We start from the raw sequence: 16682 nt of genomic DNA, 5'->3' as shown, positions 1-16682 counted from the left end.
CCGAAACGAATCTGCATTCTAAGTATAGGATAAGCCCTCGACCGATTAGTATTGGTCAGCTCCATGCATTGCTGCACTTCCACCTCCAACCTATCTACCTCGTCGTCTTCAAGGGGTCTTACTAATTGGGAAATCTCATCTTGAGGGGGGCTTCACGCTTAGATGCTTTCAGCGCTTATCCCGTCCGTACGTAGCTACCCAGCCATGCTCCTGGCGGAACAACTGGTGCACCAGCGGTACGTCCATCCCGGTCCTCTCGTACTAAGGACAGCTCCTCTCAAATTTCCTGCGCCCACGACAGATAGGGACCGAACTGTCTCACGACGTTCTGAACCCAGCTCGCGTACCGCTTTAATGGGCGAACAGCCCAACCCTTGGGACCTACTTCAGCCCCAGGATGCGATGAGCCGACATCGAGGTGCCAAACCTCCCCGTCGATGTGGACTCTTGGGGGAGATAAGCCTGTTATCCCCAGGGTAGCTTTTATCCGTTGAGCGATGGCCCTTCCATGCGGTACCACCGGATCACTAAGTCCGACTTTCGTCCCTGCTCGACTTGTAGGTCTCGCAGTCAAGCTCCCTTATGCCTTTGCACTCTGCGAATGATTTCCAACCATTCTGAGGGAACCTTGGAACGCCTCCGTTACTCTTTAGGAGGCGACCGCCCCAGTCAAACTGCCCGCCTGACACGGTCCCCGTACCCGATAAGGGCACTAGGTTAGAACCTAGATACGATCAGGGTGGTATCCCAACGGCGCCTCCACCGAAGCTTGCGCTCCGATTTCTACGGCTCCCACCTATCCTGTACAGATCGTACCCAAATTCAATATCAAGCTGCAGTAAAGCTCCATGGGGTCTTTCCGTCTTGTCGCGGGTAACCTGCATCTTCACAGGTATTAAAATTTCACCGGATCTCTCGTTGAGACAGCGCCCAAGTCGTTACGCCATTCGTGCGGGTCAGAATTTACCTGACAAGGAATTTCGCTACCTTAGGACCGTTATAGTTACGGCCGCCGTTTACTGGGGCTTCGGTTCATAGCTTCGGGTTACCCCTAACCACTCCCCTTAACCTTCCAGCACCGGGCAGGCGTCAGCCCGTATACTTCGCCTTGCGGCTTCGCACAGACCTGTGTTTTTGCTAAACAGTCGCTTGGGCCTTTTCACTGCGGCCCCCTCGTGCTATTCACACTACCGGGGCACCCCTTCTCCCGAAGTTACGGGGTCATTTTGCCGAGTTCCTTAACGAGAGTTCTTCCGCGCGCCTTAGAATTCTCTTCTCGCCTACCTGTGTCGGTTTGCGGTACGGGCACCTTCTCCTGGCTAGAGGCTTTTCTTGGCAGTGTGAGATCATGACCTTCGCTACTATAATTTTCGCTCCCCATCACAGCCTAGCCTTAACGATGTGCGGATTTGCCTACACATCAGCCTCACTGCTTAGACGGACATCCATCAGTCCGCGTCACTACCCTCCTGCGTCACCCCATCGCTCATAGCGGATTACGGTGGTACAGTAATTTCAAACTGTTGTCCTTCGACTACGCCTTTCGGCCTCGCCTTAGGTCCCGACTTACCCTGAGCGGACGAGCCTTCCTCAGGAAACCTTGGGCTTTCGGCGGATCAGATTCTCACTGATCTTTTCGTTACTCATACCGGCATTCTCACTTGTGTAGTGTCCAGCGCTCTTTTCAGTACACCTTCAACCCCTACACAACGCTCCCCTACCCCAGATACATACGTATCTAGCCATAGCTTCGGTGGTGTGTTTAGCCCCGTTACATTTTCGGCGCAGAGTCACTCGACCAGTGAGCTATTACGCACTCTTTCAATGGTGGCTGCTTCTAAGCCAACATCCTGGTTGTCTGTGCAACTCCACATCCTTTCCCACTTAACACACACTTGGGGACCTTAGCTGATGGTCTGGGCTGTTTCCCTTTTGACAATGGATCTTAGCACTCACTGTCTGACTCCCGGCAATAAGTATATGGCATTCGGAGTTTGACTGAGCTTGGTAATCCTTGCGGACCCCGCACCCAATCAGTGCTCTACCTCCACTACTCTTATACCGAGGCTAGCCCTAAAGCTATTTCGGGGAGAACCAGCTATCTCCGAGTTCGATTGGAATTTCTCCGCTACCCCCACCTCATCCCCGCACTTTTCAACGTACGTGGGTTCGGGCCTCCAGTGCGTGTTACCGCACCTTCACCCTGGACAGGGGTAGATCACACGGTTTCGGGTCTACGTCCACATACTAATTCGCCCTATTCAGACTCGCTTTCGCTGCGGCTCCACCTTCTCGGCTTAACCTTGCATGTTAAACGTAACTCGCCGGTTCATTCTACAAAAGGCACGCCATCACCCATAGATCGGGCTCTGACTTTTTGTAAGCACACGGTTTCAGGTTCTATTTCACTCCCCTTCCGGGGTGCTTTTCACCTTTCCCTCACGGTACTGTTTCACTATCGGTCGCCAGGTAGTATTTAGCCTTAGCAGATGGTCCTGCTGGATTCATACGGGGTTTCACGTGCCCCGCACTACTCGGGATCCGTCTCGGAGAGAACACAGTTTAGGTTACAGGGCTTTTACCTCTATCGCGGGCCTTTCCAGACCTCTTCACCTACCATATTCCTTTGTAACTCCATGTGAGACGTCCCACAACCCCAAGAGGCAAGCCCCTTGGTTTAGGCTGTTCCGCGTTCGCTCGCCGCTACTGACGGAATCACTATTGTTTTCTCTTCCTCAGGGTACTTAGATGTTTCAGTTCCCCTGGTCTGCCTCTACATTTCCTATGTATTCAGAAATGAGTAACTGCGAATTACCACAGCTGGGTTTCCCCATTCGGACACCCCCGGATCAAAGCTTGCTTACAGCTCCCCGAGGCAGTTTCGTTGTTCGCCACGTCCTTCGTCGGCTCCTGGCGCCTAGGCATCCTCCGTGTGCTCTTATTAGCTTAACCTTGATTCTTCCGAAGAAAAATCTCACTAATAACATTTACTTGTTTGCACAAGTTGCTAAAAGATGTTCTAAAACGCAAATTCGTTTCGGTATCCAGTTTTCAAGGATCAAGTCTTACTTGAGAGCTTAAACTCTCAAAACTGAGCAACGAGTGAGTAACAGGCCTAAACCTGAGTTTTGGAAGCTGAGCTTCCGATTTGAATGTCTTCATTGCAGAAGACGATTCTCCATAGAAAGGAGGTGATCCAGCCGCACCTTCCGATACGGCTACCTTGTTACGACTTCACCCCAATCATCTACCCCACCTTCGGCGGCTGGCTCCCTTGCGGGTTACCCCACCGACTTCGGGTGTTGTAAACTCTCGTGGTGTGACGGGCGGTGTGTACAAGACCCGGGAACGTATTCACCGCGGCATGCTGATCCGCGATTACTAGCAATTCCGACTTCATGCAGGCGAGTTGCAGCCTGCAATCCGAACTGAGACCGGCTTTGATGGGATTGGCTCCACCTCGCGGCTTCGCTTCCCGTTGTACCGGCCATTGTAGTACGTGTGTAGCCCAGGTCATAAGGGGCATGATGATTTGACGTCATCCCCACCTTCCTCCGGTTTGTCACCGGCAGTCACTCTAGAGTGCCCAGCATTACCTGCTGGCAACTAAAGTTAAGGGTTGCGCTCGTTGCGGGACTTAACCCAACATCTCACGACACGAGCTGACGACAACCATGCACCACCTGTCTCCTCTGTCCCGAAGGCCGCTGCTATCTCTAGCAGATTCAGAGGGATGTCAAGACCTGGTAAGGTTCTTCGCGTTGCTTCGAATTAAACCACATACTCCACTGCTTGTGCGGGTCCCCGTCAATTCCTTTGAGTTTCAGTCTTGCGACCGTACTCCCCAGGCGGAGTGCTTACTGTGTTAACTTCGGCACCAAGGGTATCGAAACCCCTAACACCTAGCACTCATCGTTTACGGCGTGGACTACCAGGGTATCTAATCCTGTTTGCTCCCCACGCTTTCGCGCCTCAGCGTCAGTTACAGCCCAGAAAGTCGCCTTCGCCACTGGTGTTCCTCCACATATCTACGCATTTCACCGCTACACGTGGAATTCCACTTTCCTCTTCTGTACTCAAGCCACCCAGTTTCCAGTGCGACCTCAGGTTGAGCCCAAGGTTTAAACACCAGACTTAAATAGCCGCCTGCGCGCGCTTTACGCCCAATAATTCCGGACAACGCTTGCCCCCTACGTATTACCGCGGCTGCTGGCACGTAGTTAGCCGGGGCTTTCTTCTCAGGTACCGTCACTCCGATAGCAGTTACTCTACCGGACGTTCTTCCCTGGCAACAGAGCTTTACGATCCGAAAACCTTCATCACTCACGCGGCGTTGCTCCGTCAGGCTTTCGCCCATTGCGGAAGATTCCCTACTGCTGCCTCCCGTAGGAGTCTGGGCCGTGTCTCAGTCCCAGTGTGGCCGTTCACCCTCTCAGGTCGGCTACGCATCGTCGCCTTGGTGGGCCGTTACCCCACCAACTAGCTAATGCGCCGCAGGCCCATCCCTCAGTGACAGATTGCTCCGTCTTTCATTCTTCTCTCAGGAGAAAAAAGAAATTATCCGGTATTAGCTACCGTTTCCGGTAGTTATCCCAGTCTGAAGGGCAGGTTGCCTACGTGTTACTCACCCGTCCGCCGCTAAGTTATTTTGAAAGCAAGCTTTCAAAATAACTCCGCTCGACTTGCATGTATTAGGCACGCCGCCAGCGTTCGTCCTGAGCCAGGATCAAACTCTCCAATTAGTATTGAAAAGAGCGATATGCTCATTTTGAAACATCTGACGAGAAAATTAATTCTCTAATTTTGGATATCACTTGCGCGATTTCCTACTCACTCGTTGTTCAGTTTTCAAAGATCAAGTTCTCGTTGGCGCCGTTTAATGTCTCAGCAGCAACTCTTATACTATATCATGTTCGGCTATTTAATGTCAAGCTCTTTTTTTAATTTCTTTTTCGAGCTCGGCATGTGTATTTCTTGGCCGGACTTAGAATATATCATGTATAGAGAAGCATTGCAAGAGTTTTTTTGAAATATAATAGATAAATGAGAGACTGTGCTGCCATAAGCCTCAATACTGCGATATATAATGGCTAGCACAGCCTTATTCCCTTGTAACTACACCCTAAGCAATGATCTCTTGAATATACAATTCACGTTCCAACATCAAGTTAACTATCGTATCTTCAATTTTAACCATCGGACGTGTAGGGTTTGCGCGATCAGTGAAGATAATCTCCCCATGACGGCCATCACTTAATTTGATTCTAGTGCCATTAAAGAGATCAGTGCTCTTCTGTATAAACGTCTGCACAATCACTGGGTCAAGCTTACCGAAGCTTTCTGTCAGAATCTGCTCTAGTACCAAATAAGGAGACTGTGCTCTTCTGTAGGCTCTTTCTAAGGTCATAGCATGGAATATATCTGCTACTGCGACTACTTTAGCGTAGAAATGAATCTGACTGCCATCAAGCTTCAATGGATAACCAGAGCCATCAACCTTCTCATGATGCTGCAAGGCGGCAAGTCTTACCCCTTCATTAATCGCTGTAACATTGCGTAATAATTGATAACCATATGTAGTGTGTCGGCGAACCTCTTCTATTTCACTATTGTTAAGCGACTCCGGTTTCTGTAAAAGTGAGCTGTCTACTTTTGCATTGCCGATATCATGTAATAATCCCGCAAAAGCAATCTGCATCCAATCCTTTTGTGGGTACCCACACCACTGAGCGATTTTATAGGAGGTCAACGCGGACAACACAGCATTATGATAGTTGTAATCCTCATATTTTAAAGTACGCGGTGTAAACTTCAAGACATGATAATCCTTTAAATAACCTATTAGTGTCTCTAACTGACTGCGCAGCTCAAAAATAGGTAGTGAGGCTGCCGTTACCGATCGATAGCTGTTCTTAATAAGAGTGAGCAGTTTATCGTATTCATCATGTAGAGGAGAATTAGTCTTGGCCAACATCGATTCGTTGATAATAGCTCCAGCTTTAGGGGAAGCTTGCTTAGCTGTTGTTTTGGCTCCATCCGAACTCGCCTCACCTTGGTCACCTTCGATTTCCACTTGCCCAATCAAAAAAGCCTGTAAAATATCTAGATCACGAGGGAGCAATATTTTTCCCTTAGTGAATAAAGTCCCCCCTAAAGGTGTAATTACATCCTTTATTATCTTTGAGCCTGCTTTAACTTCTCCAACCAATATATTTGGCATATACTCAGCCCCTTTATTTCTATAAGCCGTACACCCAGCATTACCTCACATTGATAAGACAGATAATTTCTGAGAAATTAGTACTTTATAGGATTCTATTGGCTAATTATAGTACGGATAAATGGAAGACACTAGTGCAGTGAAAACTATTCTTTCAAAATATTTATTTTATTTTTTGAAGCATCGGTCATTCAAAAAGCAGCAAAAAGAGCAAGAACTTCTGGAATAGAAGCCCTTGCTCTTTTTTGAATTCAACCTATTCTAAGTCAGTGTCTTCGTCCTCAGTCAGGATCTCAGGCTGATCAATATCGCCAGATTCCTCGACTGTATCTTGCCCATCCAGGCCTTCTTGCCCTTCCAAGCCTTCCAGACCTTCCACTTCCTCAGATTCATCCTCTTCGTTCTTGTCAGCTCTACACAGGGTAGCTACTGCGTCATCCTCACGGATGTTAATCAGCTTAACCCCTTGAGCATAACGGCCCATAGTAGAAATTCCATCCATGCTGGTACGAATCAGGGTGCCGCTAGTCGTAATGATCATTAAGTCTTCATCCTTCTTAACGACCTTAAGACCCACTACAGGACCATTCTTATCGGTGAGATTAATGGTCTTGATCCCTTTACCGCCACGAGTCTGGGAACGATAATCACCGGCTGGTGTCCGTTTACCATAACCCTTGGTAGTAACAATCAGAACCTCAAGTTCCTTATCGACACAGTCCATACCAATGACATGGTCATTACCGTCAAGCGTAATCCCCTTAACGCCAGTCGCGCTACGTCCCATAGAACGCACATCATTCTCTGAGAACGTAATCGACATTCCGCGAGCTGTACCGATAATGAGATTTTGCTGTCCATCAGTCAGCTTAACCTCGATCAGGGAATCTTCTTCACGAAGATTAATAGCAATAAGACCGCCTTTACGGATGTTGTTATAATCCCCAAGAGGCGTCTTCTTCACGATACCCTCGCGGGTAGCAAAGAACAAATATTTGTCGCTATCGCCATCTTCCACTTGGATTACCGCACTAATCTTCTCACCTTGTTCGATTTGAATCAGGTTGATGATTGGCGTCCCCCGGGCTGTACGGCCCAATTCTGGGATCTCATAAGCTTTAATCCGGTAAACTTTACCCTTATCGGTAAAGAACATCAGATAGTTATGAGAGTTACTCACGAAGAGATGCTCCACAAAATCCTGGTCCTTGGTGTCCATCCCCATGACTCCGCGACCACCACGCTTCTGACTGCGGTAGGTGCTGACAGGTAGACGTTTGATATATCCTGTATGTGTAATAGTGATAACAACCTCTTCACGTGGAATAAGGTCTTCATCCAGGATACTTTCTTCACCAACCGTAATCTCTGTCCGGCGTTCATCAGAATATCTATCACGGATATCCTGCAGCTCGTTGCTGATGATTTCCAGTACAAGATGCTCGTTAGCCAGAATTTCACGGTACTCTGCAATTTTAACGATCAATTCGTTATATTCATTCTCGATCTTTTCCCGTTCCAGACCGGTCAGACGTTGCATCCGCATATCGAGGATAGCCTGAGCCTGCTCTAAACTGAGGCTAAAGGTGCTCATTAATCCTTCGCGGGCTATATCAGTTGTCCGCGAAGCACGGATTAACGCAATCACTTCATCCAGATGATCAAGCGCAATGCGCAAACCTTCTAAGATATGAGCGCGTGCTTCAGCTTTTTTAAGATCAAATATAGTACGACGACGAATAACTTCAATCTGGTGCTGCAAATAATGATAAAGCACATCACGCAGATTAAGAATTTTCGGCTCGTTATTTACGATGGCAAGCATGTTGATCCCAAATGTGGATTGCATAGAAGTATGTTTATATAGATTGTTTAATACTACATTTGGATTAACATCGCGTCTCATCTCAACAACTACACGCATACCGTTACGGTCAGACTCATCTCGAAGATCCGTTATACCTTCGATCCGTTTCTCACGTACTAATTCTGCGATTTTCTCAACCAATCTTGCTTTGTTAACCTGATATGGAAGCTCATGCACAATGATGCGAGCCTTGCCGTTGTTCTCTTCGATCGTTGCCTTCGCACGCATGGTTACTGAACCACGCCCCGTACGATAAGCCTGACGAATGCCCTCACGACCCAAAATATATCCAGCCGTAGGGAAATCCGGACCTTGGATAAACTCCATCAATTCCATTGGCGTGATATCAGGATTCTTAATCATCGCCTGCACACCATCGATAACTTCACCAAGGTTATGCGGTGGAATATTAGTAGCCATACCTACAGCAATACCAGATACCCCATTTACGAGCAGATTCGGATAACGGGCTGGCAGTACAACCGGCTCATTCTCTTCACCATCATAGTTGGGTGCGAAGTCAACTGTCTCTTTGTTCAAATCACGAAGCATTTCGCCTGCAATCTTGGAAAGACGGGCTTCTGTGTACCGCATCGCCGCGGCCATATCACCATCAATCGAACCAAAGTTCCCGTGACCGTCTACAAGCATATAGCGCATCGAGAAATCCTGAGCCATCCGTACCATTGTTTCATAGACAGCTGAGTCACCGTGAGGGTGGTACTTACCGATAACCTCACCGACGATTCTTGCAGATTTCTTATGAGGCTTATCCGCAGACATTCCAAGCTCCGACATCGCAAACAAAATGCGTCGGTGAACCGGCTTGAGTCCGTCCCGCACATCTGGCAAAGCCCGGCTAACAATGATGCTCATTGCGTAATCCATAAAGGATTCACGCATTTCCACGCCAATGTCCCGATCTTTGACTTGTGGGTTATTTTGTTCAGCCATGAGTTGCTGGACCTCCTTCAGTTAAAAAACCGCTACCCTTAATTATATTACTTTCACAAAAGTAGCACAATTAAACATGATAGCCTTTTATCTTCTAATATTGATTTCTTTTTGCGCTTATCAGGGTATTTGCCCTTTCCGCAAATATCTTTACTACATAGACTGTAAAGACAAGAAACACGGTTTTATTATCCTAATATCGTTCGATAAGGCATAACCCCATATCCTTATATTATACCATTGTTTAGGTAGCTTGTCCTGATTTTCAGCTGTCAAAGATTATGCTGCCACTGCATTTTTTACAACAAGGAACCCAAAGGACCTATTCCTGCACAAAACTCATAAGGAGGAAGATAATGAAGATTCAACGCGTCCCAAGCAAATGGGCTAAAACGAAAGTCATCCTTCAAAATCACTCTCTATTGCAATATGTGCCTGATACCCGTAAATTCGATGTCAATGCTCTTAAGGAAATGCTTGCGTTATATACAATGGTCTATATTAAGCCTGATCGAGGAAGTTATGGTATCGGTGTAATGAGAGCTGAGCAGCGTACTGTAACTCTTAGCACTAGCAAACAGAAAGCTGAACACGGTACCGACCTCGATAACGTCAATAAAGAAGAGCCCGAAGAACAGATCTTGTATATTTTAAGATATGGGAAGACTGCGGAAGTGTTTTTCTCACCAGAAGAGCTGTATGAGAACTTACAGAAACGAATTCAGAATCGAACCTATTTGATTCAAAAAGGGATTGACCTTCTGCGTCATCAAGACCGCCCTTTTGATCTTCGGGTTCTTACCCAAAAGACTCCATCAGGAGTATGGGAAACAACAGGAATGCTTGGAAGAGTAGCTGCCCCTCAAAAAATCGTCACCAATTATCACAGTGGAGGCAGTATCCTTTCCGTAAGTACTCTACTAAAAAATTATATGCCGCCCTCTGAAGTCCTAGTTACGATCAATCACTTAAAAGCTTTGGGTATACAAATCGCGACACAGCTTCAATCTGCCTATCCAGGAATCAAAGAGATTGGTCTGGATATTGCCATGGATCAACATCTGGATATGTGGCTGCTGGAAGTCAACACTCTTCCGTCCATTGCTGTATTCAAATTATTTCCTGATAAATCAATCTATCGTAAAATACATCGCTATGCCGTAGCCTATGGACGTGTAAAAGCAAGAAAATCCCCTTATTCGACCCGCAATAAACAATCTACAAGAGCCTAAAAAGAAGCTTGAAATCAAAGAACCTCCAGCGTTCTCATTCCGTTAGGAATAGAAGCCGGAGGTTGTATTAAATATTGTTCTTACACATCAAGGTATCTAACGTTCTTGGCATGCTCATGGATAAAGTCACGTCTTGGTTCAACATTGTCACCCATAAGTGTATCAAAAATACTATCTGCCAGCATCGCATCTTCAATCGTAACCTGGAGCATCATACGGGTCTCAGGGTCCATCGTTGTGTCCCAAAGTTGGGTTGCATTCATCTCTCCCAAACCTTTGTAACGTTGGACGTTAACCTTAGCATTTTCTCCAAAAGAAGCGATAATATCATCGCGTTCCTTCTCGCTGCCTGCGTAGCGGATAACCTTATTGCGCTCAATCTTAAAGAGAGGAGGCTGTGCAATATAGATATAACCCGCGTCTACTAGCTTCCGCATGTAACGATAGAAGAACGTTAATAATAGCGTTCTAATATGGGCTCCATCGACGTCGGCATCGGTCATAATAACGACTTTATGGTAGCGAGCCTTCGATAAGTCAAAGTCATCGCTGATCCCTGTGCCCAAAGCCGTAATGATGGCGCGAATCTCGGCGTTAGATAAAATACGGTCAAGCCGAGCTTTTTCAACGTTTAGGATCTTACCACGCAACGGTAGAATCGCTTGGAAATGGCGATCCCGGCCTTGCTTAGCCGATCCACCCGCTGAGTCACCTTCGACGATGTATAGTTCGCTGATCGAGGCATCCTTGGATGAACAGTCGGCGAGTTTACCAGGCAGAGCACTGACTTCAAGCGCACTCTTCCGACGGGTTAACTCACGTGCCTTACGGGCAGCTTCTCGTGCGCGTGAAGCGGAAAGTGACTTCTCAAGAACGCGACGTGATACTGCTGGGTTTTCTTCCAGGAACTCTTGTAATTTCTCTCCGAACAGTGATTCTACGATACCCCGTACTTCACTATTTCCGAGCTTAGTTTTCGTTTGACCTTCGAATTGTGGATCTGGAATTTTGACAGAAATAATGGCTGTCAATCCTTCACGCACGTCATCACCAGTCAGATTCGAATTGCTATCCTTCAGTACTCCCGCTTTACGAGCATAATCGTTGATGATACGGGTCAGCGCACTTTTAAAGCCGGATTCATGCGTTCCGCCCTCATGCGTATTAATATTATTCGCAAAAGAGTAGATGTTCTCAGTATACGAATCGTTATATTGGAGAGCCACTTCAACTTGGATCATATCGCGTGAGCCTTCCACGTAGATCGGATCCTCATGTAGTGCTTCTTTTTTCTCATTCAAATATTTCACATATTCAACGATACCACCCTCGTATTTGAACACGTTGGTGACATCCGTCCGCTCATCATGAAGCGAAAGCTCGATTCCTTTGTTAAGAAAAGCTAGCTCCCGAATACGAGTAAGCAGTGTCGAATATTCAAAAACTGTGGTTTCCGTAAATATTTCAGGATCCGGATGAAAGGTTGTAGTCGTTCCTGTCTCATCTGAATCGCCAACAATTTTGATATCATACTGCGGTGCACCGCGTCTATATTCCTGTTGGTAGATATGACCGTCACGTTTGACCTTAACAAGGACCTTTTCAGACAAGGCATTTACTACAGAGATACCCACACCATGCAAACCACCGGAAACTTTATATCCGCCACCGCCGAATTTACCGCCTGCATGCAGCACGGTCATTACGACTTCAAGCGTCGACTTCTTAAGCTTTACATTCTCACCTACAGGTATGCCACGTCCATTATCGATAACAGTGATCGCGTTATCCTCATGTATAATCACTTGAATCCGGTCACAATAACCTGCGAGTGCCTCATCGATACTATTATCGACGACCTCCCATACCAAGTGATGGAGACCTTTAGAACTAGTCGAACCAATATACATGCCCGGACGTTTCCGAACCGCTTCCAGCCCTTCCAGTACCTGAATCTGGCTCTCATCATATGTCGGTTGATTCATTGACATGCCTTCACCTACTTCTTTCTGATTATCTCTTTGTTACCAAATGCAAGTTATATTTCGAGCAAAATTTTGGCTCTTTTTTTAAGAGTGGAGGAGGAAATGGGGGAGTAATACACGATATTTTTAGTTACGACAATAGATTTTGCTTCCTCTTCGCCAATCCGCTCAAGCTTCTTATCCTGCTCAGAGTGAATAACGAATTGCTTAGATACCTTGGAAGATTTCTCAATCGAAATATCAAATATAGCAATTAACTCCGAAGACCTAATGATCTTCTCCCCGCCCAAATGAATATACATGATCGTCCTCCGCTCTTTTATAACTCAACTTTTCCATCATGAACATGAAATAGGCTGGCGCCCTTTAATTTATCGGCATTTAGACCCTCAATTCCGGTAGCGGTAATGAATGTCTGTACCTTGCTTTGAAAGGTTTCAATAAGCTGGGTCTGGCGGTAAGGATCAAGCTCGGATAAAACATCATCAAGAAGCAGCACAGGATATTCTCCGATTTCCTCATGGATCAGCTCGATTTCCGCCAGCTTAAGCGATAAAGCCGTGGTACGCTGCTGTCCTTGAGAACCGTAGACCTGAGCTTCCCTTCCGTTGATAAAAAAGGACAGGTCATCCCGATGGGGACCCGTCAGCGTCATGCCGCGCCTGATTTCTTGTTCTCTCGTTTGTGATAACTTTAACATAAAATTGTCTAATAAGACAGCTTCATCTTCCTCATCCCGATCGCCGAAAGAGGGGACATAGAGCAATTTCAGTTCTTCTCCGCCGTTCGTAATCCCCCGGTGAATGCTTTCAGCCCATATTTGCAGCTTCTTTATGAATTGTTTCCTTTTTTTGACGATTTTAACACCATGCTCTACAAGTTGAGCATCCCAGATTTCCAGAAGCTCTTTCCCTGCAGCCTCTTTTCCCCATAATTGCTTTAAGAGATTGCCTCTTTGCAAGAGAATTTTTTGATACTGCTGTAGGTGAAATAGATAACTAGGCTGGACTTGGCCGATCTCCATATCAAGAAAACGCCGTCTGATACCAGGGGTCCCTTTTACAATCTCTAAATCTTCCGGTGCAAACATGACCACATTCAGAGATCCAACAAACTCACTAAGGCGCCGCTGCTCCAAGCCATTGATCTTGGCTTTTTTACCTTTGGCAGATAGGGTGAGCTCCAGCTTGAGATCGCCATACTTTCGTTCTACCTCGGCAACGATCTGAGCTGCATCTCCGGGGGCATCGAAGGAGATAAGTTCGCGGTCCTTAGAGGTACGGTGGCTTTTGGTCATCGCCAGGACGAACAATGCCTCCATGAGGTTTGTTTTGCCTTGGGCGTTCTGACCCAGAATCAGATTCACATCGCCCAGGCTCTCCAGACGCAGCAGCCCGTAATTCCGATAATGCTGCAGACCGATATTTTTAACAAACACGAAATGGTTCCTCCCCTAGCGTACTACTCTTTTACTCCTCCGCCTTCAACCTCAAAGGTCCCGTTATCCTGCACTTCAATTTTGTCACCCGGATAAAGTTTTCTGCCGCGCCGTTCCTCTACTTCTCCGTTGACCAATACGTGACCTTCCTGCAATAAAGCTTTGGCCATTCCACCTGTGGATACACAATCTGCGAGTTTCAGAAATTGGTCCAGCTTAATGTATCCACTGTGGATAAGTATTTTTTTCATGGTTTTTATCCTTTCAGCCACTTATCCACATGTTCATGAATGTTGGCATTAATTTGTTGTACGGTAAGGCAAAATGATATACAAGCTATTGGTTTGGTCAAGTGGTTTCAAAATGATCGGACTCATCATCCCTGTAAATGCAATAACGAGCTGCTCACTCTCTATGACCTTTAATACATCAAGCATATATTTCGAGTTGAAAGATATTTTGAGAGGTTCACCTTTGAAATCAATGACTTCAAGTTCCTCGCGAACTTTACCCAGCTCTGATGAGCTTGAAGAAATTTCAATACCGCCTTGATCAAGCGTCTGCATACGAACAATATTTGTTTTCTCTTCCCGGGACAGCAAATAAGCACGATCAATCGATTCGCTTAATTTTTTTGTATCTAAAGTTAGTTCTGTTTTGTAGGTTGTTGGAATAATTCTAGAAGTATCAGGATAAATCCCATCAAGGATCCGTGAATAAAACAGTACTTTGTCGATTTTGAAGAGAACTTGATTATCCGCAACGACAATATCAACCAGCATATTTTGGTCAGGGATAATTTTGCTGAGCTCATTAAGGGTTTTACCGGCAATAACAATATTTCCGAAATTGACATTTTCCGTGCCTTCAAGTTTAGCAGCTCTTGTTGCCAAGCGGTGACGGTCAGTCGCTGTAAACTTAAACTCATTGTCGCTCAGATTCCATAGTATACCCGTTAATATCGGAGTTGTCTCTTGGGTAGAAATAGAAAAGGCTGTTTGTTTAATCATATTTTTCAGCAAATCACCTGGTAGAGAGATCGTGTCATTCTCTTCAATGCTCGGCAACACTGGGAATTCTTCAGGGTCTAAACCTACCATCTGAATCTCAGTGGATCCGGAAGAAATGTACGTTTGGAATCCTTCTTTTACTTCCATGTGGATTTCTTTGGAGGGCAGCTTCTTAATAATCTCGACGAAAAATTTAGCGGGAAGAACAACACTTCCTGGCTGATCTATCTTCACGATGGTGTGGCTGTCATTCTCTGCTGGAATAAACGATTGAATAGAAATATCGGTATCACTTGCAGTTAATGTGACGCCTTGATGGCTAACTTCCAGTTTAATACCGGTCAAAATAGGGATTGTTGTTCTGCTGGATATAGCTTTGGATACGTGTTGAATGGATTCGTTGAGCTCATTTTTAAGAATGCTTATTTTCATGATTTCACTCCTAGCTGAAAAATTGGGAATTTCGATGGATTTGAGTCTGTTAATTACGCGTCTTTACATGATGAATTATTATAGTTATTTAATAGTATTAGTAGTAGGGGCGACGAATATGTGGATAACCCCACCAAACAGCATAAAATTAAGCCTACCCACATGTGTATAGATTGTGTATAGGCTCTTTGTTCCTCTTAGGAAGGATTTTTAATTTTCTCCGCAAGATTATTTACCACTTTGTACAACTCCTGATCGACCTTTAATGCCTGTGTAATTTTATCGTGCGCATGAATGACGGTCGTATGGTCACGTCCTCCGAAAGCCTCACCAATCTTAGGCAGTGAATAATCCGTTAGTTCACGGGATAGATACATTGCGATTTGACGTGGAAACGCTACGGCCTTGGTTCTTTTGCGTGCTTTGAAGTCTTCAAGGCGCAAATTGTAGTATTCTCCGACTTTTTGCTGAATATCAGCGATGGTGATCATCTTGGGACGACTGGAAGGAATAATATCCTTGAGCGCTTCAGCTGCCAAATGAGTGGTTACATCCTGGTTGGTAAGCGAAGAATAAGCAACTACCCGGATTAATGCACCCTCAAGCTCACGAATATTGGTGTCAATCTGGTTGGCAATATACATCATGGCCTCATTAGGGATATCAAGGTTCTCTGCCTTAGCCTTTTTGCGTAAAATCGCAATCCGGGTCTCCAGATCTGGTGGTTGAATATCCGTAATCAAGCCCCATTCGAACCGGGAACGCAGCCGTTCTTCCAGTGTGGGAATTTCCTTTGGTGGTCGGTCGCTGGAGATGATAATTTGCTTGCGTTCTTCGTGGAGCGCATTGAAAGTATGGAAAAACTCCTCCTGTGTAGACTCTTTTCCAGCGAGGAATTGAATGTCGTCGATAAGCAAAATGTCAACATTACGATACTTGTTACGGAAGCTTTCACCGCGGTTATCACGGATCGAATTGATAAATTCATTCGTGAATTTCTCAGACGAGATGTAAATTACCTTGTTATTTGGGTTATGTTCCAGGACATAGTGCCCAATTGCGTGCATCAAATGGGTTTTGCCCAGACCTACTCCACCGTATAAAAACAAGGGATTGTATGCTTTGGCTGGTGCTTCGGCCACTGCCAGTGAGGCTGCATGCGCAAAGCGGTTCCCAGAGCCGATTACAAAGGTGTCAAAAGTGTACTTTGGATTAAGCAGATGCGTTTGTGCTTCTTCTCTTGATACTACGGGAGTCGGAGCGGATTGCTGAACCACAAGCTCAGGCGGCTTGCTTTCTTCAATCACGAATTTTACATCCACTTGTTTCCCTGTGACTTCGTAGACGGTTGCTCCTACCAGTTTGGTGTAACGACTTTCCAGCCATTCTACAGCAAACGTTGTAGGTGCCGAGATAATGAGAACCTGGGAGTTGAAGGTTATCGCTTTAGTAGCCTTAAACCAGGTATCAAAGCTCGGCTTGCTTAATTTGGTTTGAATAATCGATAAAATTTGTTGCCATAATTCGGAAGTATGGCTGTCCAC

At 45.9% G+C, this 16682-nt stretch carries 9 protein-coding genes and 2 rRNA genes; 1 reads left to right on the top strand and 10 read right to left on the bottom strand.

Features of this window, described 5'->3' with window-relative positions:
• Window positions 1-25: 25 nt before the first annotated feature.
• From NYE72_RS00055 to gyrA, 4 genes are all read right to left on the bottom strand, one after another.
• Window positions 26-2952, bottom strand: a 23S ribosomal RNA gene (locus NYE72_RS00055).
• Window positions 2953-3184: 232 nt separating this feature from the next.
• Window positions 3185-4742 (bottom strand): 16S ribosomal RNA (locus tag NYE72_RS00050).
• Together the 16S and 23S rRNA genes form the textbook arrangement of a ribosomal RNA operon.
• Window positions 4743-5122: 380 nt before the next feature.
• Window positions 5123-6220 carry an HD-GYP domain-containing protein gene (locus NYE72_RS00045; protein ID WP_038567989.1) on the bottom strand — a complete coding sequence of 366 codons (1098 nt, stop codon included), beginning with the start codon at window positions 6218-6220 and terminating at the stop codon, window positions 5123-5125.
• A 256-nt stretch (window positions 6221-6476) separates the two neighbouring features.
• A complete protein-coding gene (gene gyrA / locus NYE72_RS00040) occupies window positions 6477-9041 on the bottom strand; it encodes a DNA gyrase subunit A (protein ID WP_036677722.1) in 2565 nt (854 codons plus the stop codon).
• Window positions 9042-9397: 356 nt separating this feature from the next.
• Between gyrA and NYE72_RS00035 the strand changes: the two genes are divergently transcribed.
• Complete coding sequence (locus tag NYE72_RS00035; protein WP_076282221.1) at window positions 9398-10273, top strand: YheC/YheD family protein; 876 nt, start codon at window positions 9398-9400, stop codon at window positions 10271-10273.
• A gap of 80 nt (window positions 10274-10353) precedes the next feature.
• Here the strand turns inward: NYE72_RS00035 and gyrB are convergent, their stop codons facing one another.
• The 6 genes from gyrB to dnaA form a co-directional block, all read right to left on the bottom strand.
• Window positions 10354-12264 (bottom strand): DNA topoisomerase (ATP-hydrolyzing) subunit B, encoded by a 1911-nt coding sequence (gene gyrB, locus NYE72_RS00030; RefSeq protein ID WP_036677726.1) that lies wholly within the window; start codon window positions 12262-12264, stop codon window positions 10354-10356.
• A 47-nt stretch (window positions 12265-12311) separates the two neighbouring features.
• Window positions 12312-12560, bottom strand: coding sequence for an extracellular matrix/biofilm biosynthesis regulator RemA family protein (locus tag NYE72_RS00025; RefSeq protein WP_036677731.1), 249 nt, complete (start codon window positions 12558-12560; stop codon window positions 12312-12314).
• 17 nt (window positions 12561-12577) lie between these two features.
• Window positions 12578-13696 carry a DNA replication/repair protein RecF gene (gene recF, locus NYE72_RS00020; RefSeq protein ID WP_036677733.1) on the bottom strand — a complete coding sequence of 373 codons (1119 nt, stop codon included), beginning with the start codon at window positions 13694-13696 and terminating at the stop codon, window positions 12578-12580.
• A gap of 23 nt (window positions 13697-13719) precedes the next feature.
• Window positions 13720-13947, bottom strand: coding sequence for a S4 domain-containing protein YaaA (gene yaaA / locus NYE72_RS00015; RefSeq protein ID WP_036677736.1), 228 nt, complete (start codon window positions 13945-13947; stop codon window positions 13720-13722).
• Window positions 13948-13995: 48 nt separating this feature from the next.
• Window positions 13996-15138 carry a DNA polymerase III subunit beta gene (dnaN, locus tag NYE72_RS00010; RefSeq protein ID WP_036677739.1) on the bottom strand — a complete coding sequence of 381 codons (1143 nt, stop codon included), beginning with the start codon at window positions 15136-15138 and terminating at the stop codon, window positions 13996-13998.
• Between the two features lie 197 nt (window positions 15139-15335).
• Window positions 15336-16682: a chromosomal replication initiator protein DnaA gene (dnaA, locus tag NYE72_RS00005; protein WP_036677741.1), complete on the bottom strand. Its 1347-nt coding sequence runs from the start codon at window positions 16680-16682 to the stop codon at window positions 15336-15338.

Origin of the sequence: Paenibacillus sp. FSL L8-0333, from assembly GCF_037965665.1 — a bacterium.
In the GTDB taxonomy this organism is placed as follows: Bacteria; Bacillota; Bacilli; order Paenibacillales; family Paenibacillaceae; genus Paenibacillus_AQ; species Paenibacillus_AQ odorifer.
Note: the sequence above shows the minus strand (reverse complement) of the source record. Positions and strands in the feature narration are given on the sequence as shown.